The sequence below is a fragment of the Aureimonas phyllosphaerae genome (genome assembly GCF_047943035.1).
Classification (GTDB): Bacteria; Pseudomonadota; Alphaproteobacteria; order Rhizobiales; family Rhizobiaceae; genus Aureimonas; species Aureimonas phyllosphaerae.
Genome location: NZ_CP181348.1, coordinates 3,623,960 through 3,650,911, shown reverse-complemented (window position 1 = coordinate 3,650,911; position 26,952 = coordinate 3,623,960). Strand labels below are relative to the sequence as shown.

General features: G+C 60.3%; 15 protein-coding genes. 4 read left to right on the top strand and 11 right to left on the bottom strand.

Translation table 11 applies throughout. The features are described from left to right. Positions 1-19 precede the first annotated feature (19 nt). The 3 genes from ACLNGM_RS17470 (at position 20) to ACLNGM_RS17460 (ending at position 9,360) form a co-directional block, all read left to right on the top strand. Entirely contained in the window at positions 20-2,146 is a 2,127-nt protein-coding gene (locus tag ACLNGM_RS17470; protein ID WP_416355900.1) for a hypothetical protein, read from the top strand. Positions 2,147-2,153: 7 nt separating this feature from the next. Then, the gene (locus ACLNGM_RS17465) at positions 2,154-8,012 is read left to right on the top strand and encodes a DEAD/DEAH box helicase (protein WP_416355899.1); all 5,859 of its coding nucleotides are present in this window, start codon (positions 2,154-2,156) and stop codon (positions 8,010-8,012) included. A 376-nt stretch (positions 8,013-8,388) separates the two neighbouring features. Continuing rightward, on the top strand, positions 8,389-9,360 hold the full coding sequence (locus tag ACLNGM_RS17460; protein ID WP_416355898.1) for a toll/interleukin-1 receptor domain-containing protein: 972 nt from the start codon (positions 8,389-8,391) through the stop codon (positions 9,358-9,360). A gap of 63 nt (positions 9,361-9,423) precedes the next feature. Here ACLNGM_RS17460 and ACLNGM_RS17455 read toward each other — a convergent pair whose 3' ends face one another. Further along, a complete protein-coding gene (locus ACLNGM_RS17455) occupies positions 9,424-10,086 on the bottom strand; it encodes a hypothetical protein (protein WP_416355897.1) in 663 nt (220 codons plus the stop codon). Positions 10,087-10,484: 398 nt separating this feature from the next. Here ACLNGM_RS17455 and ACLNGM_RS17450 point away from each other — a divergent pair, with 398 nt between their 5' ends. After that, entirely contained in the window at positions 10,485-10,823 is a 339-nt protein-coding gene (locus ACLNGM_RS17450; protein WP_416355896.1) for a hypothetical protein, read from the top strand. A gap of 158 nt (positions 10,824-10,981) precedes the next feature. Here ACLNGM_RS17450 and ACLNGM_RS17445 read toward each other — a convergent pair whose 3' ends face one another. The 10 genes from ACLNGM_RS17445 to ACLNGM_RS17400 all read right to left on the bottom strand — a co-directional run bounded on the left by ACLNGM_RS17445 (position 10,982) and on the right by ACLNGM_RS17400 (position 26,394). Continuing rightward, entirely contained in the window at positions 10,982-12,073 is a 1,092-nt protein-coding gene (locus ACLNGM_RS17445; protein ID WP_416355895.1) for a CBASS cGAMP-activated phospholipase, read from the bottom strand. 443 nt (positions 12,074-12,516) lie between these two features. Continuing rightward, positions 12,517-13,875 (bottom strand): nucleotidyltransferase, encoded by a 1,359-nt coding sequence (locus tag ACLNGM_RS17440; RefSeq protein WP_416355894.1) that lies wholly within the window; start codon positions 13,873-13,875, stop codon positions 12,517-12,519. 532 nt (positions 13,876-14,407) lie between these two features. Then, entirely contained in the window at positions 14,408-16,258 is a 1,851-nt protein-coding gene (locus tag ACLNGM_RS17435) for a TniQ family protein (RefSeq protein ID WP_416355893.1), read from the bottom strand. Then, positions 16,258-17,370, bottom strand: a complete 1,113-nt coding sequence (locus tag ACLNGM_RS17430) for an ATP-binding protein (RefSeq protein WP_416355892.1) — start codon at positions 17,368-17,370, stop codon at positions 16,258-16,260. The genes ACLNGM_RS17435 and ACLNGM_RS17430 overlap by 1 nt, the downstream gene beginning before the upstream one ends. 2 nt (positions 17,371-17,372) lie before the next feature. After that, positions 17,373-19,649, bottom strand: coding sequence for a Mu transposase C-terminal domain-containing protein (locus tag ACLNGM_RS17425; RefSeq protein ID WP_416355891.1), 2,277 nt, complete (start codon positions 19,647-19,649; stop codon positions 17,373-17,375). Further along, positions 19,649-20,308, bottom strand: coding sequence for a hypothetical protein (locus ACLNGM_RS17420; protein WP_416355890.1), 660 nt, complete (start codon positions 20,306-20,308; stop codon positions 19,649-19,651). The genes ACLNGM_RS17425 and ACLNGM_RS17420 overlap by 1 nt, the downstream gene beginning before the upstream one ends. 933 nt (positions 20,309-21,241) lie before the next feature. After that, positions 21,242-22,183: a 3'-5' exonuclease gene (locus ACLNGM_RS17415; RefSeq protein WP_416355889.1), complete on the bottom strand. Its 942-nt coding sequence runs from the start codon at positions 22,181-22,183 to the stop codon at positions 21,242-21,244. After that, on the bottom strand, positions 22,180-24,114 hold the full coding sequence (locus ACLNGM_RS17410; RefSeq protein ID WP_416355888.1) for an AAA family ATPase: 1,935 nt from the start codon (positions 24,112-24,114) through the stop codon (positions 22,180-22,182). The genes ACLNGM_RS17415 and ACLNGM_RS17410 overlap by 4 nt, the downstream gene beginning before the upstream one ends. 110 nt (positions 24,115-24,224) lie before the next feature. Beyond that, entirely contained in the window at positions 24,225-25,526 is a 1,302-nt protein-coding gene (locus ACLNGM_RS17405; RefSeq protein WP_416355887.1) for a hypothetical protein, read from the bottom strand. 529 nt (positions 25,527-26,055) lie between these two features. Further along, positions 26,056-26,394, bottom strand: coding sequence for a hypothetical protein (locus ACLNGM_RS17400; RefSeq protein WP_416355886.1), 339 nt, complete (start codon positions 26,392-26,394; stop codon positions 26,056-26,058). Positions 26,395-26,952: the final 558 nt, after the last annotated feature.

The following is a 26,952-nucleotide window of genomic DNA, read 5'->3' as shown; positions in this document are numbered from 1 at the left end:
CGTCGGCCTCGGCACCGTCATGATCGAACCTCTCAAAGGCTTGGACGGCCACGCCCCTGAGCATGGCAACCTTCCGACGCACCCGCTCGTCGTACAAGCCAGTGCACTCCAGAACGAGAGCATCGGCTCGTTCTGGGAAATCGAACTGGACGACGCGAAGAAGTCGACGCTCGATGCCCCTCCGGCAGACCCATTCACCCCGCTTGCCAAGAAACCTGAACCCTCCAAGCAATTTCCGACAGCCGCAGGCACCAGCCACTTCCGTGCATCGGTTTCCCTCCCAGCGACTTCTGTTCGACTGGCCGACACCGGATCGGCGAGACTGGTTCGCAGTCTCACCAAGCTCGTCGCCGCGCTTCTTCCGAACCAGACGTCCGAAGACTCCACCACGATCCTCAGATCGGACGGAGTGCCGGCACCCGGCGGTGTCGAGCTGGACTTCATAGGAATCGGCCGGAATCGGTTCGTTCGCCGCGAATCCCTTTCTCTGCGCGATGGACGTTTCATTGCGCCGGACCGGCAGCTCTCTCGATTTCCTACCTACGCTCTGTCGGGCAGGCATCAGGACATTGTCCTGTCGGGAAGTACGATCCGAATATTTCTGGACGGCCCAGTCCGAGAAGAACATCCCGCCGATATTCGTACAGCGCGAGAGAAGGATGAGGCACTCCGCGATCTGCTCGACAGAGGTGCTTCGTCGGAACATCTCAAGCCGGCGGACCGGGAAGTGCTCTCGCGAGCAGCCGAACTCGTCAAACTTCTGGCCTCGGGATCGCTCGATGCCGACGAGATCGACGTCGCTAGAGCGACGCTCATCGGAATCACCGATCGGACACCGATCATTGAGGCAATCCCTGCGTTGCTACGCGAAGACCCTGTCTACGCGGAAGAGCTGCGTACGTCGGCGGAACGGGCCACAGAGGAAGCGCTGGACAAGATCGAGAAGGACTTCGCTGCTCCCAGGAAGGAGGCGGAGTCCCAACTCGCCGCCGCCCGCGAGACGCTGGAGAGCCTGAAGCGAGAGGCCGCTTTGGCTTCGGAAAGACTTCGTGCATTCAACGAAAGCGCCGCATCGGCGAAAGCCGGGTTCAAGAACGATCTGGAAGAGGCCGTCATCCAGTTCCTTGGCGAAGGCGCAATCGACCTTTCCGATCGTGTCTCCGCACTGGAAAGCAAACACGAGGCGGCAGAAGGTCGAGTCCAGGAGCCTCGTATCGAAGTCGACGACCTTCTCGCCGATGATCGTCTTATCCAGCGCATAGTCTCGGTAGTACGTTCTCAAGATAGCACCGGGATCATCGGTTCTACGCCACTTCGACCTCGCGCCGAGAACGCCTCCGCAAGAAGCAGTAGCCTCAGGGGATGGGCGCAGAAGGCAGAGGTTTCTTTCGCTTCGCTCGCAGCTGCCTTAGGCGTCGCGATGTCCGGACGCGTGCCGATGCTCTACGGTCCCCATGCCGATCAGGCCGCGGAGGCAGTCTGTAAGGCCATCGTCGGCGGCGACGGCTTCGCGTCGATCCACTGTGATCCGACGATGATTTCGTTGGCGGATCTCATCGGGAGGCAAGACGAGTTCTTCGCGCCTTTCAAAGACGCCATAAAGACGGCAAGAGAAACTCCGGATCTGCTGATTCCGGTCCTACTCCACAACATCAACTATGCGCCTTGCCAGTTCTGGCTGAGTGCGATTGCAAAACGACGTGGGGCGACGCCTATTCCAAGAAACATGATCGTCCTTGCAACAATAGCGGTGGACGATCTCAGAGTCGGTGTTCCTCAGGGGCACTGGATGCATCTGGTTCCACTATCGGCAGAACACTCGCAGGCGGAAGATCAGACAGTCGCTGGTTCGAATCCAGAGGCCTTCATGCATACGCACTGGCCGTACTGCCCCCCGGCCGAAGGACCCTTTCCTTCGGGTGTCACAAAAGCGCTTCTCCAAGTTGCGCGAAGAGCATGCGGCACTTCGTTCGTCCCGGAGGTTGCTCACGATGCCGACACCTTGCTCAAGACGGTATGCGGCTACCTCGAACTCGATCCGGTTGACGTAGAACGTGGGTTCGAGAAGCCATTGAGGTGGGGTCGCCGAGCAGATCTTGCTGCCGATGATGCGATCGTCCAGGCGATCGAAATTCTTAAGGGCTGAATCCAACATGTACGATCCGATCGGCGGCTTCGAACGCTCAAAGCAATTCCTGATCTCGTACATCGAGACAGCTTTTCGGATCGATGACCCGATGGTGTCGAGGGTCCGCCGGGAGATCCTAGAGCGACCCGGAACACTTACGCTGGACCCCATCCTCGAGATGGTGCCGCGCTACAAGTCCGCCGACGCCAGGATTGAAGACCTTATCGGTCCTGCCGGAGACAAATATCTTTCTGGGTATTCGTCGAAGCAGCGGCGTGCCTTCGTTGGACTCGTCCTGTCCGGCCTCTTCGAAAGTCGCATCAGCCAAGATGGAACTGTCGTTGGCGCATACGCGCCTTACGCTCATCAGTTGCAGATGCTCGAGAAGGGAACACTCGACGGCAACCCGGGCATTGTGACTTCGGGAACCGGCTCGGGCAAGACCGAGTCGATGATGCTGCCGGTGCTGGCGCAGATCGCGGCAGAGGCAGTCTCTTGGGCAGCCCCTTCCCGCCATCTCGGGACCAGCTGGTGGGAAGATGGGAACAGTTTCGCCTATCAACGCTCGGGCGAACGCCGAACCGCCGCGGTTCGCGCTCTCGTACTCTATCCGATGAACGCGCTCGTTGAGGATCAGTTGACGAGGCTGAGAAGGGCACTCGACTCGCCTGCAGCCCGAGCGGTTCATAAGGATCATTTCTCGGGAAACCGGATCTACTTCGGTCGTTATACAGGAGCGACTCCTGTGACCGGCTTCCTCGATCATCCTCGTCCAGTCGAAGACTACGAAAAGAAACGGAAAGATCGAAAGGTTCGCGACCTTCGCAGGAAGCTCCAGGAACTGGACACTCTGCAGACCAGGGTGCGCGAAGACGACGAGCGGCGCCTGGCGGCGAACCGCGGTGCCGAAGAGAACAGATACCTCTTCCAGTCTCTGGACGGCGCGGAGATGTACAGCCGATGGGACATGCACGCCTATCCACCAGATATCCTGGTGACCAATCAGGCGATGATGAGCGCTCTTCTGACACGCGAGGTCGATCGCAACATTCTCGATAAGACACGAGAGTGGCTGCTCCGGACCAAGGAGGCACGCTTCTTTCTTGTGATGGACGAGCTTCACCTTGTCCGCGGCTCGGGAGGTGCTGAAGTATCGGCACTGATCAGAATCCTTCTGCAAAGACTGGGCCTGGACGAGCTGGATCACAGACACAAGCTTCGCATCCTTGCATCATCGGCCTCGCTGCCGGTCGATGACGAGGCCGTCGCGGAAAGAAGCCTGGGTTATCTTTCGGACATGTTCGGCTCCGCCGGAACGAACGGCCGTATAGACAAAGACCGCGACGTTCCCTCCGTCTGGGAGGACTCGATCGTGAAGGGCGAGGCGATCAGGCCATCGATGCCTGAAGGCGTGATCATCGACGGTCCGAGCCTGATCGAACTGGCTGGCGAGTTCGAACAGAGGGTCCCCGACGCCGCTCGTTGCGGATCGGCCATCGCCAAGGCTGCCGATCGGCTTTCGGGAAAGACCGGTGCGACGGCACTGAAAGAGGCCGTCATCTTGGCCGGACGCGTCATCGCCTCGGTCCTAGCCGAAGGACCCAAGCCGATCTCGTCCATCGCGAACGGACTATTGGGATCGAGCGATCCGAGGGTCACTCGAGGCTTGATGCTTCTCCGCGCCATTCCCGACATGCCGGATACCATCGTTCCAGATGCCATAAGGCCTCCGAAGAACTTGTTCACGGAGCTACCCAGCTTTCGCGGTCATTTCTTCTTCCGCAGTCTCGAAGGCTTGTTCGGATCTCTTGCTTCCAAGGAAGGCGCAGGATTCCAGTGGATCAACCCCGACGTGGAGAGAGGGGTAGGCTTCGATCCGGGCGAAGGCACCGAGCGACTGCGCCGCTTCGAGATGCTCTACTGCGAAGCCTGCGGAACGCTTCTCGTGGGAGGCCGACGCGGAGGGGACGGAGCGAAGACCAACAAGGTCTCGCTCCTACCGACGCCGCAGGCCCTCGAGAGACTTCCGGAGACCGCATCCACGGGTCGCTTCGAAGACTCCAGCTTTCGGGAATATGCGGTCTTCTGGCCGAGCCTGGCAGACCCGGTGCTGGACGACCCAAAGTACCACTGGACGAAAGCCTGCCTCGACCAGAGGACCGGTGTCGTCTCGACCGCCGCAGTTGAAGGCCAGGTGCCCGGGTTCCTTCTTTCCCACAGATCCACCGGCAAGGATACGCACAACAGGACCGACGATTCCCCGGGGACATCGGTCCCTTACTGCTGTCCGAAGTGTGCGGCGAACTATTCCACTCGCCGCCTTTCAGAGAACGCACTCCGGCGAGAAGGCAGACTATCTCCCATCCGAAGCTTCAGAACCGGCTTCAACAAATTCTCGCAGCTTCTCGCCAGCGAACTCGTAGGCGCCTTGAAGATGCAGGGCGGCGACGGCAAGCTGGTCGCGTTCTCGGACAGTCGACGGGATTCGGCGAGTCTGGCAATGGAACTGGAGGAAGCTCACCAAAGAGATCTTCGCCGCGAGCTGCTGGTCATAAAGGCGGAGAAGATCGCGCAAGGACAGGCGTTCTCAACGCAGGACGCCGACGCCCTCAAGGCTGCCGAAGCCGAGGCGGAATCTGCTTTTAAGAACAAGCAGTTCGGCAATCTAGCGGAGATCAGCAGTCGCATCGAGTCTCTGGAGCGTAGAAGAGACAGCGCGAACCTTCCAGTCGCTGTGCCCCTAAAGGACCTGTTCGAATTCAACGAGGGATCGGATCGCGAGCACGGGAGATTGCGTCCCCTGATGTCGACTCTCGTCGGCCTCGGAACGAATCCTATCGAAGGCGCCGACACGAAGCGCAGACTGCTCGGTAAACGGCGGTGGGAGGAGAACTTCTACCGGCACGAGGACGGAAGCTTTCGTTGGAAGCAGAGCACCGACGCGACAGACGCCAAGAAACTCGATGACGCTCGCTCGCAGCTCGAGCTTCAGCAGAGTCCGGAGGCGACGGATCTGCTCTTCAGCAAGACCTATTTCGCTCTGGAAGAGACCGGCCTCGGCTGGCCCAGCTTCTTCGGAACCCAGGCGTATCTGGATGAACTGGACCAGGAGGACGCGCTCCTCCGGATATTCGGCGATGCATACAGGATCGTTCCGAATCGTTTCATGAAGACCGACGATGCGAAGCCTTGGGACAGCTGGCACGACGTTTCGAGGAACCGGAGGGTTCGTGAGCTGACCAAGTCGATCTTCGGAACCGATGCGGCTGCAGCACTGACGATAGACGGTTTCTTGAAGAAGATCGACGCGGCGGGGCACAAGAACGGCAGGATCGACGTTCGAAAGCTCCACCTCCGTCCGACCTTGAGCGGCGATCCGTTCTGGCGATGCGGAACATGCTCGAGGATCCATCTGCACAGAGCCTTTCGGAAGTGCACCCGCTGCGCAGACCCGCTGCCGGAATCGGCTTCCGGGGCCGTCGACGAACTGCGCAACGGAAACTTCTTGGGATCTCGCGTCGTGCGGGCCATGAATGGAGGCGGCGAGCCGTTCCGGCTGCGTTGCCAGGAACTGACGGGCCAGACCGGAGATCCGAGCGAACGCCTGCAACAGTTCAAGGGGATCTTCGTCACAAGGCAGGGTGAGAGCAACAAGGCCTTCGAACTGCGACGCAGCGCCCACGAGATTGATCTGCTGTCGGTGACGACCACGATGGAGGTGGGTGTCGACATCGGAGCGCTCCAGGCCGTGTATCAGGCAAACATGCCTCCACAACGGTTCAATTATCAGCAGCGTGTCGGTCGGGCGGGTCGGCGAGGGCAGGCATTCTCCTCGGTCTATACCGTCTGCCGAAGCCGGTCGCATGATCTGCACTACTTCAGAAACCCGGTGGCGATCACTGGAGACGCACCACCGCCTCCGTTCCTTACGAATGGCCTCACCGACATTCCGGCCCGTCTGCTGAGGAAGTTCTGGATGATCGCGGCATTCGAACTGATCCGCGAAGAAGCAGGAGACCAGTGGGCGGGCGACGACCTGGTCCCCGGCGACTTTCACGGCGAGTTCGTCAAATGCTCCACCTATTTCGAGGACGGAGCCGATTGGCCGCAGAAGTTGAGCGACGCCCTCGATCGGACCGATGACCGCCGGCGAAAGCTCGCACGTCTCCTAGCCTCGGCGTGTTCGGTCGACGAGAGCGAGTTGCTCGCTCTCGTCTCGCAAGACAAGCTCCTGGATTCGATCGCCGGGATGGAGGAGGAGTTCGGGCTTCAAAAGACGGGCCTCGCCTCTGCGATGGCCGAGAGGGGCCTATTTCCGCTTTACGGCATGCCGACCCGTAGCCGTAACCTCTACTTGGAGATGGAGCGTGAGAAGACTGGGGAGTTCGACGGCTGGGATACGATCGACCGAGATCAGGACATGGCGATCTTCGATTTCGCGCCCGGCAGTGTCGTCGTCCGAGACAAGGAGCGTCATCTCGCCGTCGGCTTTACCGGAGAGCTGCCAGACCTTTCCTTTCACAAGGAAGCTGATGTCGAGCCTTACGGGCATTGGTACAAGGACAAGTACGTCCTGGGCTATTGCGCCGCATGCGGAAACTGGCAGAGGGACCTTCTGGAATGCGCAGTCTGCGGAAGCTCCATAGACGAGGGCAGCCGAAGAGCCTGCATCAGCCCGGCAGGCTATCGGACGGACTTCTCTCCACGGCAGGACGACGTGAGGGTTGGCGGACGCCGCAGTCTTAAGCTCTCCAGCATTGGAACGCTGCAGAAGCCAGAAACTACCGGCAATCTCGATATCTATTTCCAGGAGGTCACCGAAATCCACACCATCAATCCCGGCCCGGAGGTTCAGGATGGAAAACCCTATGGGTACCTCGTCCGTGAGGTGACTGATACTCAGCCGGTCCGAGGCTTTCCGAAAAGACGCGTGTTCGGCCGGGACGTCAACACCATACTGCACGATCAGGCGGTGCAGGCAGACCTTGTCGATGAGCATCGCTTTCCGTTGGCGGGGGAAACCGGCGTCCATGGCTGGCTTGCCTCGTCCAAGAGGACGAACGCTCTTCAGATATCACCCCAACGAGTGAACGCCGCGCTCCGAATCCGCGACATCGATGCATCGCCCTTCGGCGAGCGACAGCCGGAACTCACCAGTGTTCGTGCGGCTGCGATCAGTGCGACGCAGATTGTTGTCAATCGGGCGGCCCTCGATCTCGATGTCGCACCTGAAGAGTTCGAGATCCTTTCGCCGCGATCGGCAGCAGGGTCCGACGGCACAATGAAGCCGTTTCTGCAGATCGCCGACAGCCTTGCGAATGGATCTGGGTTCTGTCGCCATCTGCAGTCCGGCGAAGGTTCAGTTCCTCTGTTGATCCGCAGTATCCTGCAAGATAGGCATTCATGGCCGCGGAAGGCCTTGGAGTTCAAGGATGCATCGCTCGACCATAGAAAGGCATGCGATACCTCCTGCTATCGCTGCCTTCAGCGCTTCGACAATCGAAACTATCATGGTCTTCTCGACTGGCGTCTCGGGATTTCTTATCTTCGAGCTTTCGTTGACCCGGATTTCACCTGTGGCTTGGACGGCCGTTTCGGCGATCACTTCGAGCTGCAGGATTGGCGTGAGATGGCGTCCGCCATGGCGGACGAGGTCGAAAGCTATGTTCCGGGACGCATGCGTAGACCGATCGGGAAGCTGGATCTGCCTGGCTTCACCGTCGATCGAGAAGGCATTCGCTGGGCGGTCGTCGTTCACCCTCTCTGGGAACTGAGCGGACTGAGGGAACGCCTCGCGATACCAGAAGATATCGCTCTGGTGGACACCTTCGAGCTTGCTCGACGGCCACTAGCTGCGATCGATCTCGTCAGGAGCGTCGTCTGACCCGAACCAGAAGCAACGAAGAAAGGGCCGCGGTGGAAACATCCCGGCTCTTTTGGCTTGGAACGCCCATTTCTCCTAAGCCCCTAATAAATCGCACTATGTTACGGAAAAGATGGACTCTCGTAGAGCTTCGGTGAGCTCGACATTTGTGCTCGTCGTCCTGTTGGTCTCGGGGAAGGGCGATTCGTGGATCGTCCTGGGGACGGCGATGGTTGGGAACCCGAAGCGGCGGGATCGGCGATCCTATTGGCACTGTGGATAGCTGAAGAAGCCGGATCGGTCGCAGATGAACTTCGGATCGATCGCGCTACACAGATGAAGGAGAGATCTCGGAGGGATGAATGTGCGCGCATCGTACCAAATGGAATAGGGCAGGATGACCGACTTTTTCATCAGCTATACCGGTAGGGACCAAGCGTGGGCGGAATGGATCGCGTACGTGCTGGAGGAGGAGGGGTACACCGTCGTCATCCAGGCGTGGGACTTCCGTCCCGGCAGCAACTTCGTCGTTGAGATGCAGAGGGCCGCATCCACGGCCGACCGCACGATCATGGTCCTGACCGAGCGTTATCTCCAATCGGATTTCGCCGAGCCCGAATGGGTCTCGGCCTTCTCCAGAGATCCGAAGGGACTCCAGCAGAAGCTGCTGCCCGTCGCCGTCGAGGCTGTCGATGCGCCCGGCCTTCTTACCTCGATCGTCCAGATCAGGATCAACGGAGTGACCGAGGACGCCGCTCGAGCGGCTTTGCTTGCCGGGCTCGATCGCAGCCGCGCCAAGCCGTCGATCCGTCCGGCATTTCCTGGTGCCGTAGGGCACGCGCAGGCGAAATCGTTTCCGGGTCCTGGCGGATCTTCTTCGCAAGGAGGTACCAGGACGGACGAGGCGACCGTCCGTCCCAGTCCGGTGCCCAAGCTTCGGCTCGCTGCGACTGATGCGGACAGACGCCGGTTCCTGCGGCAGGGGTTCGAGACGATCCGCAATCTCTTCGAGGCGCACGCCGTGCAGGCCTCCGAACACGAACCCCGCATCACGATTGATATCGAGATGCGGACAAACGCCGATCTGCGGGGAGAGCTGTTCGTTGACGGAGCGAGCCGCGGAGCGTGCCGCGTGTGGATCGATGACATGATGGGCAGCGATGCGATCCTCTTCGCCGAAGGCAGGTCGATGTCCGGCAACGCGCACAACGACATGATCACGGTATCCGGTGAAGACGAACTCGTGTTCTCCGCGCTCATGGCGATGGGGTACACCGAGTTCGAGAAGTCGCACGACATGAAGCGGCTGAGCGCAGACGACCTGGCTTCATATCTATGGGCACGTTTCGTCGCTCCATTGTCGAGATGAAGCCACGATGGCATCGTCGGCGATCCAGCGGCGCACCAAACAGCCGCCTACGCCGGGGAAGTGCTATCCCGGCGAGGGCAGACACCCGGACGCATCAAAAACGTGGTCGTCCTCCTGCACCGCTGCTGCGGACTTGTGATCGTGCTGTCTGAGCCGATCTACGATCTCTGCGGAGAAGCGATGCAGGAGCTGTCGAACCGGTCGCCCGAAGATCGGACGCGCGATTCCGTCTAGCAGTTCGCCGCAGTCTCCGAGGAAGCTACCATGCTGGAATGAACGAGCCGCAACCGTGTCCATGCACCATAGATCGAGCAACTGCGTGACCCGGACGCCCGCTTCGATCGTCGGCGTCGGGAGGAGAGCAAGCGGTCCTTCCTCGGCCGAAAGCATGTGCACGAGCGCAACCTTCAGACTCCATTCGTCGAAGGAGGGTGAGAAGACCGAGGTCACGTCCAGCACCGGACGCGTGGTCGTCTTCGTCGGCGTTCGATTGAATAGCTTCCTGAAGGCGAGGGCCTCGTCGTAGGCTGGGAGCGGAAAGATGAAGGGTACGGGTCCTCCGCCAGAAGGCCGTGCCTCGAACCTGCACCTCCACGAATAGCAATAGGAGAGCTCCGGGCTGCCGTCCGGTCGTAGATCCACGCGCAGCACCGGTTCCGGAATCCGCATATAGATGTAGTTCGGGTGGGGTGCCGCGAGGAGCCGGGTGCAGAATTCCCGGAACATCTCGGCGATCTCACTCCGTTTCGGCGCCTTTCGCGTCGGCCGATGCGCTGGCCGAGGCGCAGGCCAGCGTCGACGTCGCGCAGGAGGACCACGCGATCGTCTTGCGACAGCTTCCGGATGGAATCGCGCAAGGTATCGAAGCATCCGAATTCACCCAGATCGCGGCGGCGACAGAATACCTGGTGGACAGTCAACTCGGCGTCCTGCTGTTCAAACCCATGACCGACGGACAGGGTTTTTGCATCGCTACCACGAAGCGCAGGAGCGCTTTCAGGAGGATCGGAGAACTTTCCCATCCGGATCGGTAGATCGCGATCCTGCAGGATGGAACGACGCGGTCGGCAGGCTTCCTGTACTGCAGCATCCAGCAAGGGGAGCGGACCATCAAGGAGGCCGCCTTGCGCCTGGTCAGGGTGAAACCGTGGATCTTCGATCGCCAGGAGCTGTCCGCGGCTGCAGGTCGTCTCCTGAAAAGACAGCGCAGCGCGGACGAAGCGCTGGGCGGATTCTACGACGCGACCTTGTCGCTGTCCGGGGCGGCCCAATCGCTCGGCCTGGCACGAGCGGCCTACTTGAGAACCTTGATCGACCCGTGTTCCGAACTGTCCCAGCTGCCGGCCATGATTACGGCGCTCTACGAAGTTTCGACCCGGGAAGACGTCGTTTTGGCGGAGGACGTCAGAGCCGAGGAGGAAGCCGATACGGAGAGGGCGTCCAACCCGTCTCGGCTCTGGTGACAGCGATGGAAACAAACTGCTTGTCCCGCATCGGCTGGTAGCTACGCGGATCGCATGCGATGCGGACCCGCTTCCTCACCAGTGCGGAGGTCTCGCGATGTCGCGCTTAGTGACAAGCCCTTGTTGATCTTGCCTGCAAATCTCGGTGGTCCATGCCGTCAAGGTGCGGCTGCGCGAGGACCGTAGTGGGCGGCATACGCGGGTCTGGGGCCATCGAAGAAGGCGGCGAGCTGCTGCCGGTTTTCCTGGAAAAGGCGCTCTCCCTCCGGCGGAAGTAGACTGACGGCCGCCTTGAAGTCGTCCAGAGGTATGGGATGAACCTGATCCGGGAGATCCAGTCGGCAGAAGCGATCCGCCCCGACGAGCAGCCTAGCCTGACCATCGGCATTCTGGCTGCTCAGATCCATCGCCGTACTGACGAGGTCGCGCCAATCCCACTGGCCGCCGCGTACCATCTGCTGCTCAGTGAACCTCAGTTCTCCTGAGCCGCAACCGAGAGACAGGATGCGGATCTTGTGCCTGTCGAGGTCGTAACACGTCAGGGCGTCCACGAGGCCCAGCATCACCGGATTGTTCGCCCAGACGCCGCCGTCCGCGAAGACCTGCGTCCCGATCCTGTGAGGAGGCAGATACGTCGGCGCTGCGGACGTGGCCAAGGCTACGTCGACCATCCGCTTTTGCCAGTCGACCTGGAAGTCGGGGTGATGCGGCGTCTTCAGGACATTGACCTTCGTATGAGCGTCGAAGGTCGGGATGACGAGCCGGCTCTCGCTTTCTCCGTACACATCGCTGCCGAACGTCTTTTCCAATTGCGCCGTAAGAGCATGTGGACTGTACCGGACACGATGGACGTTCCGACTGATCCTCAGCCACTTTTGCGAGATTCGAGCGATCCCCTCCGCCTCGGGCTCCGGCGGGAAGATCTCGTTTCCATGATCCGTGTAGAGCTTCAGGATCTCGGCTGCAGTCTTGCCCCGCCCTAGCCCCAAGGCGATGATGCCGCCGGTCGACGTGCCCGCGATCATGTCGAAGCAACGTCCTGCCGAACTGCCGCCCAAAAAATGCCGTTCACAGAGTTCGAGGATCGTCGCCGGAAGGATCCCGCGGATGCCGCCCCCGTCGATGGACAGAATGCGGAACTCGTCAGACGGCCAAGGTTGCTGAGGGCGTCGCGAGCGACGAACCCCTGTCGAGCGAATGCCTCGAGGGATCGGTGCCAGGTCCTCGCTCTCGCTTGTAGTCTGGTTCACCGGTGCGCTCCTGTCCTGGATGACGTCCGAGGCCTAGCCAACGTCCTGTCGCGAGCCATCCCTCATATGACTGCAGCCAATGTAGGGTGTAGGGAACGGTCGTCGTCGACAACGGGTCGCTGAGGGTCCACTCGCGTGCATCCGGGTCGAACACGCATAGGAACGGTCCAGGACGCGACGTGCGCGGGTGGGACCAGTAGACGTGCGGCAAGGATCCTTCGGGGTTGCCCGGTAGGCGGCGAAGGCGCGGCGCCACCACCTCAACGAGCGGCTGCAGGTAGACCAGGCTCCTGTATTCTATCACCGGAGGGACGTTAAGCTCCAGGCGGACACTGTAGGTGGTGTTGTAGGGTCGGAGTTCGCCTGTCCACGATGCCGTCCGTTCATCGATGCGGCTCACCGTCCATTCCGGCAACCGGGCGGCCATGTCGTCGATCTGACGGTCAATCGTCATCATGGGGGATCGGACCTCCCATACCGGTATTGGCTCGGGCCGGCGTGATGAGGCCGGCACCTGCCGCGGCCCCGCCGATGATGGCGGGTCGGCCGAGAGGGGGCGGAGGGGCGGGTACCGCCGGCGAACTCAATCTTCCGTCCTGCGTCATGCGCGACGTCCCGTCGAGAATCGCCCGGTTCTGAACCTTGAAATGCTCTTCGAGCACGAGGGTAGCGACCTCGGCTCCGAAGAGATCATCGAACGTTCGCGTCACCGATACGGGATCGAAGCCTCTGGCCCGCAGGTTTTCCAGCCCCGCGACGAGGTCGCGAAGATCGGCGGCCCAGAGCTGCTGATCGCTTCGATCTTCCGGCCATCGATCCGTGAAGACGTCCGGATGGTGGGCAGGATTGCGGACCTCGAGCGTACGCCCCGCACGTTCCGCATCGATGATCGCGTTTCGAATGGCGGTCGCGACAGCGATGACCTCGTCGGTCAAGGTAGGCGCGGTCGACACCGCATCGAGAGCGAGGGCGGCCAGAACGACCGAAGGCGGCTTCCTCCGTCCGTGGTGATCGTCACGCATACGATATCGCTTGTCGCGGAGCCGCTTCAGGATCTGCAGAGCCACGACACGGGGAGATTTCTGGTCGAGAGGCAGATAGTCGGGCATCGGCTGGGTTTCAGCCTTCTCGGCCAACACCTGCTCGCTGGCGTTCAGATCCCGGACGAGCCGCTCTGCATAGGTCGCCCCCTCCACCAGGAAGCGACGCGTGTCGAACCGCTTCGCGAACTCCTCGCTGACTTCGACGGCCTCGTTGAAATGCAGGGCGAATCCCTTCGGATTGACCTCCTTCGGGTACTTCTCGCCTTTGTCGGCATTGTGGTGGAACAGATTGGCGACCCGGTCGGGGGTGTTCGGGAGCCGGACCACGGGCATCAGATCCACCGTGACGCCGTCCGCATAATGGATGGTGATGCAGCGGCTGTTGCGCTCGACCTTGAGTTGACGGTATCGGCTCCCCGGATCGCCGATGATGGCTTCGTAAAGATCATCGAGGACGACCTCGGGATCGGCATTCAACTCGACCAGCAGCTCGAGGACCGCATCGACGTCGTGCTGCTCGCGCTTCACGTCCGATCGCGTGGCGGCGTGGATGGCGAAGCTTCCCGACGGATACACCTCCGTTACCCTGTCTTCGAGCGGGCTGCCCGGGCGATCGACATAGTCCGCGAGCGCTACATAGCGGTCGGTGGCCTCTCGGTGCATCGTGGGGGTCAACTGTATCGCGCGGGCGAGATCCATCAGGGCGGCCTCGACCGGATCGATCGCGAGTCTGTCGTCGATGTTGGCACGGATGTTCATGGTGTCTCCCCGACCGCGAAGCCAGTTCCGGATATGGTGATTGCCTCCGAACGGCGCGACCCTCAGGTTGGATTGTGTCTTCGGCTCATTAGGTCTGGCTCGTCATTCGACCACGGCTCTTCAGAGTGCGGCAAAACGGTCGTCAGATCGTGCAAAGCGGCCGACCGGCTGAAGTTTCACGATATGTTCCTCTTACTGGTTCCGGCCGCTTCCGAGAGAAGCGGCCGGTCTGCTTTTCAGGTGGTCCCACTGCCTCGATCAGGTGAGGCAGTCGAATGGCGGCAACGAGTGCGAACTATAGGCGCCCGAGTGCATCCTTTGTGAAAGACGTGGCAAAGGATGGCGCACCCGTAGTATAAGTTATTGGTAAGGAATGATATTTTAGGGGAGTTGGCGCGTCCGTAGATGATATGAAGCCATTCGTGTGGCTCACATTGCAGTCTTAAAGGTAGCGCACCTGCTACTCTTGCAGCCAAGGCAATAAAAAACCCCGGTCGACGCCGGGGTTCTCTGTTGGCGAAAGGCAAGGGGATCAGAGATCCACTGACAAGTCGTCGATCATGGGCATGATAAGCGACCGCTCGAAAAACCGAGCGCCGATCTTTTCCGGATCGAATGCCGGAGTGGCGCCTCTCCGGGTGATCTCGGAATTAAGGCGACGGAAATGGACACCGGTTTCGTCGGCGAGCTTCATCAGCGAGACGTAACGAGACATGAAGTCGTGAAGATCGGTCTCGGAAACCACCGTTTGAGGACATCTGTTCGTCGGGTTGATCGCCCGTCTGGACGGAAGACTTCCCGAATCCACCAGAGCTTTCACGACCGAATCGTTCGTTCCCATCCGGCGCATCACCTCCCGAAGCGATATACCGCCGTGTTCCGGTCCCCGGACAAGCGCACCGACTTCCTTGGGATCGACCATGATGGAAGGGAAAGGCTTCAGCTTCGGCGTGATACGAACCGCGCGAAGACGCCTATCGAGCAGCAGTTGAACAACCTCCATCACGGAACAGTTCGCTTTCTTCGCGGCAGCCAGGATCGGCACGAGGTGCGTCTCGGACGCATCGATTAGTGATGCATCGGCTTGGAGTCGCTCCACCAGACGTTCGAGATCCGCAACCGAGTACACGTGCTTGAGGGGACCGCGATGCGACGTTGAGACTAACGGATCGATCACACCAGAGGTGAGTAGAGCACGGTCGTTTGGCCGGGGAACACCGAGGTATCGGGCTGCGCCGGCCAGGGTCATCGTCCCCAGCATTTTACCACTCAGGCTATCGGCAACAACGGCGGGGAAAACGACCCGATCGTCCGACAGAACTGAGGTTTCGGGCCCGACAACTTCAGCGGCCACGAGGAGCTTACGCAGACGTTTCGGGTGTTCACCGGTCGACAGATGCAGCGTGTGGATGGAATGTACCTTCCTCTCCTCAACGGCTTTCCCAAGGAAGGTTTCGCCTGGTCCGAGAGGCAACGCGTTTACCGCCACGTTCCTCATGATGACGCGAAGCGGCTCGTAGACTGCGTCATCGGTCTCATGCGCGAGCCATTCGTAAAGACGGCCAAACACAAGCCGTCCGCCGAGCTCGCCTTTCTTCGCCCCGTGAACAGAAACGAGGCTCTTCAAAGCGGCTTCAATCGAGGATGGTCCCGCGTCCAAAATTTCGAACCCGAGTTGGCCTGCAGCGTACAGTTCATCGGCCGTCAACGACGCGGGAGCAGCCGACGAGCCATGAGAAACTACCGCGCCGAAGATCTCGCACAGGCTAACCACCGCATAGGGCGGGTAGGTTGCGAGCCAGCCCGTCCCGCCGGTCCTGCCCTGAAACAGATTGATCAGGTGATTTTCCAGCCGGGATGACTGTCTACCCTTAGTCGCAAATGTGCCGTGGCTGAGGCCGTCGGCGAATGGCGCCACGAGTTGCGCGAAATCGTGCAACATGGACGGCGCGGGATCTTCATCGATCACGACGAGGGCGATGCCGTGCACATGACAAGTGCGGATCGCGTCGATTAGCCAAATAGCTCGACCATACGGTCTAGCTTCGACCGGTCCGCTGCCGTTTTTCACATCGTCCTCAATGCAGCAAGCGCACACCCGCAGGCGGCCGCGGCTCAAGAGGTGACGCGGAATGTGCTGGTTCGCTATCGCGAAGGTCCGGCCAGCACCCTCGACGATCACCCCCGGAAATGGGCGTCCAATTGTCCTCTCGAATAGTCTGAGTTCATCAAGTCTACCCTCCACTATGCCCTGGAAGAGGCCTCCGTAATCCGCGCAGAATTCGCGAGCGGTGCGGCCGAGGCGGGCGGACGTGCGCGAGACGGCACTGGCAAGCGTCTCGTCTTCATGCAGGTGCGGGACAAACGAGCGGTGGAGCAGCATCAATACGTGCCCCCGTTCTTGACAGTGCGGCGGCGGCTTCGATCCTCTTCCTTCAAAGCGTTTTCAGGATACAGCGCGCTGCGCACGTCAATCGTTTCCCATTCGAAGGCCAAGAAAACGTTGCGCATAGCGTCGCAACCGGTCCGACGCTGATACGCCGACGCAAAATGTCCGCCCGTTAATTTGTCGTCTCCGGCCCGGATTGCGATCGTGATCGCATCCTGGACCATCTCGATGACTATGCCGATTTCATCGATCGATGCGTGCGCGAGCCGTCGGACGAATTCGTCGGTGGCTTTATCCTCTTTGCTACGTAGATCGCGTATCAAGCCGTCGTGGTCGAGGCCCCCGCGTTGGCAGAATTGCGCGACGATCGTGCGCACGATGGCGATGTCGCGGGGCATGCTGAGGCTGTCGAACTTTACGATGGTGCACCGGCGTCGGATCTGCGTATCCGCCTGCAAGAACGGCGCGATCTCAGGCGTTCCCGACAGGATCAGCGAGACCGGCCACACGCTGTTCTGCATGAGCGCCTTCAGCGTATCCCGGACTTTCTGTATTTCGATTGGGTTCGGGACCTGATGGATGTGCTGTAGCTCATCGATGTGTACGAAGCGTACGCCGCGCAACGCGATCTGGCGACGAACCAGATCCCATGCGACGTTTTCCTGCAAAACCCGTTCGGTCGTGTACCCAAGAGCTCGCAAGAGCTGCATCGCGACCTGCTTCGATACACCAGGGGAGGGGGCAACGATCGAGATCAGCAGGCTGTCACTAGTCGGGTCTTGATAGCCCTCGAACGCCTTCACGCGGGCGAGAGCTTTGTGCAAGACAGTGGTCTTTCCGGTTCCGGATTGACCGATCAGGCAGAGTGCGCGCCCCTCCAAGAGACGGCCACGGGCGCGTCCCTCAGACACCTGTTCCAAGGCCATCGCGCAGTGCTCGATAAGGTCGTTAAGCCGATCCTGAAGTTCCTCGTCACGGGGCAAAGGGAGATACGCATTCAGAACGTGCTGGACGCGCTTGCTCTTCGCGACATCGTCAGCATTGCGGTGGGCACGCAGCCGCTCGATGGCGTTGATCGGTTCTTTACTAGATGTTTCAATCGCCATGCTCAGTCCTCCAAGGTGAATTTGGTTTCGAAGTCATCCTCGTCGGGCTCTTCGTCCGGTTCGACATCACGCTCCAGGACAAAGCTCGCGGCTATTAAGTCATCGTCTTTTGCATGTTCCGAAGAGTCGGCAGCACGGACGTCGACCGAGTTGGGGGGCAACACTGCGAGCCGCTCCGGCGGAGCCGGGTCGTGATCGATCATTTTCGTGTCTACGGGGAGTGAGCGTTCGGCCAGAATGTCGATCGCGTCTGCGTCAGCTCTGTCGAAACCACTGAAAAAGTGCTTCTCGATACGGCGGTAGTCTGCATCCGACAGGACAGGCGAGGCGATACCCGCTCGCCGTCTTGCGCCCTCCGCGGCCGCCCGGACGTCACGCAGCGCTTCTAGGACCACCGGTTCGGATGTTGCAGCTTCATCCGCGTAGCGGCGTCTCGCAGTCGCCGCCGCCAAGAGCCACTGCTCCAGGCTGACCCCCACCATTCCTTGCCGCATGCATGGAATGCGCTGCCAGACGGAGCCGTCGAATGCCCAAACCCATCCGAGGTCGGAAGGATCGACCCGAATCTTTACATCATATCGGATCCGCCCACCGCGAATGCGTTGAAGAGGGAGGGACTGGTAGTGCAGACCGCAGAACGCGACGCCCGAGTTCGTGATCCGACGTTCGACGACTGTGCCGAAGATCGCAGCAGCCTGCGCCTTCGAGGGCGGCGGACGGACGCCGTAACGTCCACGGAGATCAATCCACGCATTGCGCGGCGTCTGACCATTCAGCCCCCGGTGAGGCGTGTTGTGGTAGATATCGACCACGAAACGCACTATCAACTTTGCTATGAGCTCGAGGTCGAGGGTCGCATTGGCCTCGCTGTCGTAATCGCCTTTCTCGACGACATTCATGAACGAGCGCCCGTCGAACATGGCGATGAACTGACCGTGGAGCGTCCGGTACAGACGCTCCTGTGTGCCCCTCATTCGAGGCATGCCGGCCTGCGGGTTGAGATACTCCGCGCCCAGATCCAATACGGCGGCACGATACTCGCCGGATCTGAATGCCGACCCGGCGTCGACGCCGAGCGTCTCGAAAATGCCGCACTGATCCCAGTGCGACTTGCACCCCGCCGCTTGCGCGTACGCGGTCTTGTCGGATACCGCCATTCGAAGCGTCGAAACCGCGTTCGCTGCCGTGCACGTGCGGCTGAGTCGCATCGCCAGCACGACCTTCGTGCGCACGTCGATGACAGTCGACAGCCAGAGCCGCGTCGTCTCAACCGCCTTACGCTGCAGTCGATTCAACTGCTTCCACAATCCCGCGTTCGTCAGGATGACCTGAAGAGGGAGCTTCCACTCGTCTGCCTCGACGCGTTCGAGCGGCCGCTCCACCTCCAAGCCGCGAGCGGTGATCGCGAACCGACGTTTGGCTGCATCTGCGCCTTCGCGTCCGGCGTAAACGGCGAACTGGTCCAGTTGGTCGATCGCATGTGAGAGCGCCATGCGGCCGGGACAGACCAACGGGCGCAAACCGGCGTGACCGCGCATGCGGTTTAGCCGATCGACGATTGCCTTCATCTCACGCCAGATGCTGACCTTGGTCGGCTTGCGCAAACTCGCGTAGCGGGAGGCGAAGCGGTGCAGAAGGACCTGTTCCTCTGGTTCGAAGCGCGACAGTCGATTCCCGCTACGCCCGTAGCTTGGGCACAAAGCCATGGGATCGTAAGCCGCTGCCTTCAGGATCTTCATCCAGCGACGCACCGTTGTGGGCGACGGCGGGTTCGGAATCGTCGTAGACTTTCCGCAGCGACCATCGGGCGACGTCCGGCGCCTTGCGTCTTCTGCGTACTGCAGCCACGCGTCGGAAATGGTCTTCGACAGGGCTCTGTCCGAGAGCGATGTTTCGCCGTGTTCGAGTGCCCGGAGGATTGCATCGCAGATCTGCTTGCGGAAAAGCACCGCGTCCACCCGGGCTTTCGGCAGATCAACCAATCGTTCACATGGACGGCTTGCCGCCAGAAGGGCGGACGTCGTGGAGAGTGCTCCGGCGCGTTCGATGAGCAGTCCGCGCTTCTGGTAATCCGCCAGACGGGCATGTGTGAAACTCTCGACCAAGTCGGGAGCATCAGCCCGCGTCATGACATGTGCATGCTCGTCGGATGCGACGGGGACGAAGAGAATCCCGTCGATCTCAACGAGCGACATGGGCGCGAACGCGTAGCGTTGGCTGGACTGTCGAGTTTCATTGGTGATCTTCAGGGCAGTGGGTTGGAAGAGTGCCTTTGACATCAGGCGTTCTCCACACGTTCGACGAGCGTCGCCGCGGTGATCAGTCCGGGGGTCGCACAACGCAGGCGACCGTCGTCGATCAGCCGAATGGCGGCGAAAAAGGCGAGCGCCTGATGCGGTATTTTCGCGCAGATTATTCCGATCGCGCACGCGCCTCGCAGCGACTCGACGATCGACGTCACCTCTGCGATGGCCTCATCAATCGCCAAACGGCGCGAGTGCATGATGAGGCGGGCATTTCTCGCGGCCACCCGAGAGATGTCGCGTTCGGTGCGGATCTCGAAGCGGTCTGCGAATGTCGGTCGCTGTGCAGCAACCAACGTGAGCGTCCGGACGAGACCGGACGATACGACGCGCCACGACGGCTTAACGGCAACTGCAAGCGACGTTCCGCAGCGGAGGCGCAGCAAGAAGTCGAAGGTGTGATATCGAATGCGGTCAGTGTCGCGATAAGCGACTGTCGGCGGCTGTTCCTGAACAGCGTCAACGTCGGGATGCGTCAGCGCGATCGCGCTGAAATCCCGCTCCAGCGTGCTTGCGTAGACAACCTCGCGGCCCGTCGCATCGGCAAAAGCGCCGCGCACGGATCCCCGCGACCGGCTCGGGGGACGGATCGCCGCCGACGATTCGACGTGCGGACGGAAGCTGGCTTCGTTCATGAGAGACCGCGTCTTCAAGACATGCCTCCGTGCTTGTTGGAGAGCGCGGGAACCTGGCTGAGAGCGAGTCGGACAGGGTGGTCTTCGAGATCAAACGCTGGATGCGTGTGCTGATCGAGCAAGTCGATGAGCAAAGCCTCCATGCGGCTTCCCGGCAGCAGCGACGGGTTCTGGAGCGGGTGATGGTGCGGCGTACGTCGTGCCGAACGCGATGACGAATTTCCGGCCGGGGCCAGTGGGAGGTTAACCATGGACGCCTTCTTTCAGGGCAACCGTCCACGATCGCCGGTACCGCGCTTGACGATTGGCGAGCAATCGGCAAATGTCGGCACACGATCGGATGATCGGACGTGATGGGTGGATGACTGCTCGGCCAGCGTTCCTGGAAGTCTGCAGGGCCGAGTATACTTCGTGAACGCCTAGTTCATGTTAAGCCTCATCGTTTGACGCCGACGCTTATGACGGGGGTGTGTGTGGTGACACACCCCCGGTCATTACACGCCAAGTGCGGATAATCCCGCATCGACAATCGACTTAGCGAATCAATCTTCGAAGGTCGAGTCCGAGCGGCTTGGTTGCTTGCTCCGTCTAGGATCTATGTAAGCAAAACCAGTTGACTCCGGTTTTTGGCAAGCAAGAATCGTTAGAATTGACTCTGAATCGCGGGTGCTAGGTTCATTTAGACTCTCGATCGTGTTGATTCCACACACGGAATCGAGTATTTACTATCTGTTAACTCCTCCCGGTGTTGGATATAGCTTGTTAACGCCTCCCGGTGTAGAATAGTCGCTGCATGCGCTGCGTTCATCGGGACTTCCCGTGAACGTATTGCGTCCGAAGCGTGAACATCGCGTCGAAAAATTTTTCTTTCTAATTTCGACGGTACGGTTAATCACCGCTTGCAGGGCTTCGCGGGTTCCCGAAAGTTGATGTTCATGAGCTGCTTCGGACCGTCGGACTACCTTCTTTTGCGTAGACTGTGGATTTCAGCCAGGCAATCTCGCGATCTGCATCGGCTTTAGCGAGTTGAACAAACCAGCCTTTGGGCGTCGTTGTTGTTCCTGGGGACCACCGATATCCGCGGCGTTTCAGTTGATCCCTCCAAGCGTAGGTCGGGCCGCCTGCAATGATTTCGACTTTGGCGGTCCCCAACGACGCCAGTAGACTTGCGAACGGTGAACGCTCTGCTGTCGACCATCGGTCCGCGGCCAGGATCTCCACCAAAGCATCGCAATCAGCCATTGCGCGATGCGCCGTGTGAAACAGCCCAACATGCCCCAATATGCCGGAGAGGCGGCTGTTCTCGGCACCAAATACACGCCAGTCGATGTCACGATAGGAGCACAGCCACGGCTTTGCTGAGAGGCTCGCGAAACGACGTCGGCAAAACTTGCGGTCGAAATCTGCGTTGTGTGCGACCACGAAGTCCGCACGCTGAATAAATGCTGCGACGGCGTCTGGATCGATTGTATGGCCACGCAGATCGTCCAGCGTGAGACCCGTCAATGAGGTGATTTGCGGGGTGATCTCTGTCGACGGCTCACTCAGGCCAGTGAATCGCTCAACGACATCATGGAGACCGCGTTCGTCATATGTGACGGCGATCATCGCGAGCTCGAGGATTTCATCGACCTCCGGGTCGAGCCCGGTCGTCTCTGTATCAAGCACGATCGCCACGCGGCGTGCCGTGGGTGTCGTTTGATGGGAGAACGGCCGAACGGGGCGAGGTTCAAGACGGCGAAGAATTCGAAACAAGCCCGTCGTCTCCAACCGGCGCGCTGTTTCCTCCAGTGTGCCGGAGGGTCCTGCGTCAACAAGGTCCGCTTTTTCAACAACGTCCGAGTGCACACGGAAATTCGTCGCGAGCGTTCTCATGCCGGTTCTCCACTCTTGCGTTTGCTGTTGTGGTCAAGCGGTCCGGGTAAGAAGCCATGCCCAACGGCGAAGCGATGAAGCGCATGCTCGCCGAGAACCCGCGCCGTCATCACGACCGTCGCCAAGTTGATGATTGCGTCTCGGTGGCGCCAAACCAGGAATGTCGCTTCGGCTTGGAGGCGGCGCATATGTGACTCCACGAAGGCGCCGTCCGCGGTCTCCGAAATGCTCAGCCGAGTGCCTAATCCGGCCATTCCATCGAGAGCAGCGAGCATGCCCGTTGCCCTCCCGAGATCCGACTGAGGCCCACCTCCGGCACCGACCGACGCGGCACCAAGGATGATCGTCTCGGCTGCCCGTCCGGCCAGAACGGGGATGAGCGAACTCAAGACGTCATCGAATGTGCCGTCGCCGATCGTGTTGGGGAGCCGTACGTGTCCCTCAGTCGAGGCAGTCGCCATGATGGATATCGACGATGGCAGGTTGCCCATTGCCATCGATGCAACCGCGTGACCCGCCTCGTGTATCGCGACCCGCCATTGGACGGCTTGCGGTCGATAGTCCGGCGGGAACGCAGCTGCCGTAAGATCGGCCGCGATCACCGGACGCCGTTCGTGGCGTGCGCGCTTTCGCGTGTCCCGGGCGATACGGGCGACGTCCGCACCGGAGATGGTACCCGCAAGTGCTGTCGCGACCGCAGAAATATCGGCGTCTGATACAACCTCTTGAAGATACGAAGAGAAGATCTTCTTCAGGGCGCTTTCATCGGGAAGCGCGATGTGGAACGTGCGATCGAGGCGCCCTGACCGGACGAGGGCAGGGTCCAGGCGTTCCGGTGCATTGCAGGCCGCGATGACCACGACACCGTCCGGCCTGCAGGCGCCGTCGACATGCTCAAGAAGTGCATTGACGACGGCGTTCCACCAATCCTGGCTCGATGCGCTGCCGGTCCGTGCTGGCAGCGTATCGATTTCATCGATGAAAACTATGGAAGGCGTTACCTCCGCAGCATCGTTGAAGATTTTGGCGATCTTCTTGGTGACATCTCCGAGATGTCCCGATCCGCTAGACTGCCAGTCAGCATATGACGTCGCCGTGAATGTGCAACCGATATGTTCAGCAAGACTCTGCACAAATGTTGTTTTACCTGTACCCGGGGGACCGGCAAGCAGTGCTCCGTCGTCCACGTCCGACCACTGCAAGGTGCCAGCCTTGTATGATGCTATGTCGGCAGCGAGTTGAAGCCCCCAAGCCTTGGCTTCACCGTATCCGTCAAGCGTTGCGAACGGCGCGACACGGGGCGTTGATGGGCGTCGCATGCCTAACGTTGGCGTTTGATGCAGCCGCGTCAGAACGGAGATCGCTCGCTCTGCATCTGCCGACCGCGTCATTGCAACGTCGATCACGGTCGGAGCGAGCCTCGAGGGATCGCAGTCAGCAGGCCATGCACCGTCCCAATCTTTGAAGCGACGACGGAGCATTCCTGTCATGGCTCCGGCATCCAACGGGTCGATAATGACCTGGATGTCGGTAAGGGTACGCAGCACGGCGGGTAGCTGGTGCGGCGGAACATCCGTGCAGAGTATAACTGTCTGGTCGGACATGACCGACAAAAGCCTGTCGAGGTCTCGATCCAAGCGGTCCGTCGCGAGCGTATGCACAAGCACCCGACGCGTCCATTCGGCTGCTCCTCGCGAAGTTTGGATAAACATTTCCGCCGCCGTCGATGCCAGCTGCGTCCAAGCCGAATTACTTACCGAAACAATCATCAGAAACGACTTGTTGCTGGCAATCGTGGAGGACTGATCAATTACCGAATACGTTAGACGCTCATATACGTACTGTGCGCACGGTAGTAGGCCAGCGAGAGTATTAGGCGTACGCTGATCGTCGGAATAGGGAACGTCGAATTCGAAATCGAAGGTCGACATCGGGATCTCCTGGCGGGAGGGCGGCCGCCAATAGCGTTCAGAGAGGGTTTGCGGATGACGGAGCTGCATGCGCTACGAGCGGCTAAAGCTCCGACGAACATCAGTGAGCGCTACGGGTCTGATGCGGACTCGTCCGAAACAAGTCCGTGTGAGCGCGCAAAGTCAGCGAGGTCGGTCGAGCGCAGCGTGATGCGGTCGATGAGATCGGCGGCCAAGCTTCCGATCGCGAGGGAGTGCTCGCGGACGAGGGCCGTCGCGTCGCCATAGGCATACCGAAGCCGCGTCGCGACGACATCAGATGCGTCGTCCTCGCCGATCTTGGCGGATTGGTTATCTTCACCACAACTGTCAGACAAGGATGCCAGACGTCGCGCCTCAATCAACACAAGTCGCTTCCGCTCAGCGAGGTTGATGGAAGACACCCCAAGCAGGACTTCTTCTGCCGCGCATCCAGCGAGCATGGAGATGAGCGCGTGGTCGACGCGCATATGCGGATAACGTTCGATCCTGCGCCCTGCTCCTTCCGCGATACTTATGAACGCTGGAATACGACCATGTAGGAGCAGCGAGGTCGCGGCGCCGGCCGCATGGACAGCATGCATAAGCCGCGCTGCAGCCGGGCGAACATCTTCGAAAGCGGCTGCATCGACGTCTTCTGGTCGCACCGGTCTGTCGGCAAGGCGCGCCCTGCGACGGATCCGGCGGGCGAGGGCTGCCATATCCCGAGCGGTGGCTACGCCTTCCAGATGGCGGATCGAACGGACGAGATTGCTTGGGGACAGAACGCCATACAGCGCATCACTCAAGGACTTGGAGAGATCAGCCGCATCGGGGAAGCCAATGCGCACGACCCCTCCTGCCGAACCGTAATTGCCCGAACATGGGGCATCTTGGCAAACGATGACGATTGGACAGCCAACGGTTTCCCGAAATTCGCTGAGCTGGGCTAGCCAATATTCCCCTGACTTCGAAGGCGATCCGCTTCCGTCGTGCGCAACTGGGATATGTAGCGCCAGCAGGGCGGAGGCGCCGTCGGCGGCGCCATCCAAGGTGCAGCGGGACGTTCCCATGAACGTGCGGTCGCGACGATCCAGCGTCAGGTGCGGCCAGTCCAGCTCAACCAGGATGAGGCCGGCGGCCGCAGCAAGACAACGAAGCAGATCGTGCGCTCCGACCCCGTAGTGGTCGTCGAAGACGGCTCGGCTGTCGACATCCCGCCATGGCAGGTTGCCGTTCTTGAACAGGGCGATATCGGCGACCAACTGCCTGGCGAAGTCGCCCGCGTCACCGTAGCCTGAGAGACCCGTTGGAGTAAGCAGCGGTCTCTTGTCAGCAGGATTACTGCGTAGAAGCATGCGCCGGAGCCGCGAAGCGGTTTCGTGTGAAAGGGCGCTGGACAAGGTCGCAAGCATCGGCGTCGCTTCCGATGGGTATGGATTCAAGTTCATATGAACTCCAGAATGCCACGGTGCCGGCCCTCGTGCGTTCCGGCAGTGAGCACAAGATCGGTGCGGCAAGCTGAACGGGGAGAAGCGGCCAGTCTGGTTGTAAAGATCAGCAACCATCAACGCCCCCAACAGCACGGGACAGCAGCGAGGTTGCGTCCCGGCAGATCGTTGTGTCGCGGTCGAACCAAGCGAGGACGAGCGCCGATGCAGAACAACCCGCGGCTGCGAACTCCGCAAGTGTCGTAGCGATTGCCGCTCGGGTCGCTGCATCAGCGTTGCGACGGGCGGCTCTGATCGCGGCACCTACGGCGACGGCAGGGTCGAGCTGAACAACCCGGGCCCGGGCATCAGGCGTGCGGTGGTGAACACCGAGATGCGACGCATCCGGTGTGAGGTGAGGGGAGGACATGAGAACCCTTCGGCCTGCTCGAGGCTCATCAGGAACACGAGAGGGCGAGCCGGATCGTCCGGCTCGCCAGTGGGTCCGCTCGGGTTAGATCCGACGGATCACGATCTCGGGGTCGATCGAAGGGGCGTCGATGAAGTCAGCGGAAACGAGACCGCGCTCCATCATTGCGACAAGGGCTCCGTACGCGTGCGGCTCGTGACGCGAGAGAATGGCGATGGCGTTGTCGAGGTCCATCACGTCGCCGGGTTCGGGAATGCACTCGAGCAGGGCGTTCAGTCCAGCCGATAGGGCCGGCAGAATTCGAATATTAACCACGTTCGCGTGCTGCGAACGCGTGCCGTTGCGGTTCGCCCTTGGCGAATTATAATTTGCGGTAACCAATTTTCGTTGCTCCAAAACAGCATCGGGGTTTGGCCAGGCCATCGTGATGTTACGAGCATCGCGGTGGCCGCCGGTTCATTCATGAGTGACGCGAGATTTATATCTCACATGGGATAATAATGCAGTGGATAAGCTGCGCAAGTCCCTTTGAGAAGAAAAGTATAGTTAACAAAACGGCGTATTTTTATTAAGATTGGTTGTATCGCGGTTTTGCAGTTTCATTCCATAGGCTTAGCGGTCAGCCGTAACTGTTAAGCTGCGTGAGATTGATGTAAGATTTGAGTAAGTCGGCTGAGTTGCAACACTTGTCAGCCTTAATCGACTGTTGACAAAAGCATACCGCGCGGGTCGTCCGTGCGCGATTCGTGGACTTCGGGTGCATGCAAACTGGACTGACTGTCTCAGCTTACAGCTAGGAACCGATGTGCGCTTGGCGGGGATGCGGCACCATTCAGCGCGGTAAGTAGCCGATTTGGTGATGTGGCAGTCAGAGGGTCTCCCTGCCGAACCACACGCGTTCAATCGTATTGTTGCGGCGTCAGGAATGCTTCCTGTCCTCGAAGCCGGGCGAGAGATGGTTCGAAACGGATACCCAAGGAA

Coding starts and splice junctions, on each gene's coding strand:
- ACLNGM_RS17470 (WP_416355900.1), top strand. CDS start 20: ATGATCGAACCTCTCAAAGGCTTGGACGGCCACGCCCCTGAGCATGGC.
- ACLNGM_RS17465 (WP_416355899.1), top strand. CDS start 2,154: ATGTACGATCCGATCGGCGGCTTCGAACGCTCAAAGCAATTCCTGATC.
- ACLNGM_RS17460 (WP_416355898.1), top strand. CDS start 8,389: ATGACCGACTTTTTCATCAGCTATACCGGTAGGGACCAAGCGTGGGCG.
- ACLNGM_RS17455 (WP_416355897.1), bottom strand. CDS start 10,086: ATGTTCCGGGAATTCTGCACCCGGCTCCTCGCGGCACCCCACCCGAAC.
- ACLNGM_RS17440 (WP_416355894.1), bottom strand. CDS start 13,875: ATGAACATCCGTGCCAACATCGACGACAGACTCGCGATCGATCCGGTC.
- ACLNGM_RS17435 (WP_416355893.1), bottom strand. CDS start 16,258: ATGCTGCTCCACCGCTCGTTTGTCCCGCACCTGCATGAAGACGAGACG.
- ACLNGM_RS17430 (WP_416355892.1), bottom strand. CDS start 17,370: ATGGCGATTGAAACATCTAGTAAAGAACCGATCAACGCCATCGAGCGG.
- ACLNGM_RS17425 (WP_416355891.1), bottom strand. CDS start 19,649: ATGTCAAAGGCACTCTTCCAACCCACTGCCCTGAAGATCACCAATGAA.
- ACLNGM_RS17420 (WP_416355890.1), bottom strand. CDS start 20,308: ATGAACGAAGCCAGCTTCCGTCCGCACGTCGAATCGTCGGCGGCGATC.
- ACLNGM_RS17415 (WP_416355889.1), bottom strand. CDS start 22,183: ATGAGAACGCTCGCGACGAATTTCCGTGTGCACTCGGACGTTGTTGAA.
- ACLNGM_RS17410 (WP_416355888.1), bottom strand. CDS start 24,114: ATGTCGACCTTCGATTTCGAATTCGACGTTCCCTATTCCGACGATCAG.
- ACLNGM_RS17405 (WP_416355887.1), bottom strand. CDS start 25,526: ATGCTTGCGACCTTGTCCAGCGCCCTTTCACACGAAACCGCTTCGCGG.
- ACLNGM_RS17400 (WP_416355886.1), bottom strand. CDS start 26,394: ATGGCCTGGCCAAACCCCGATGCTGTTTTGGAGCAACGAAAATTGGTT.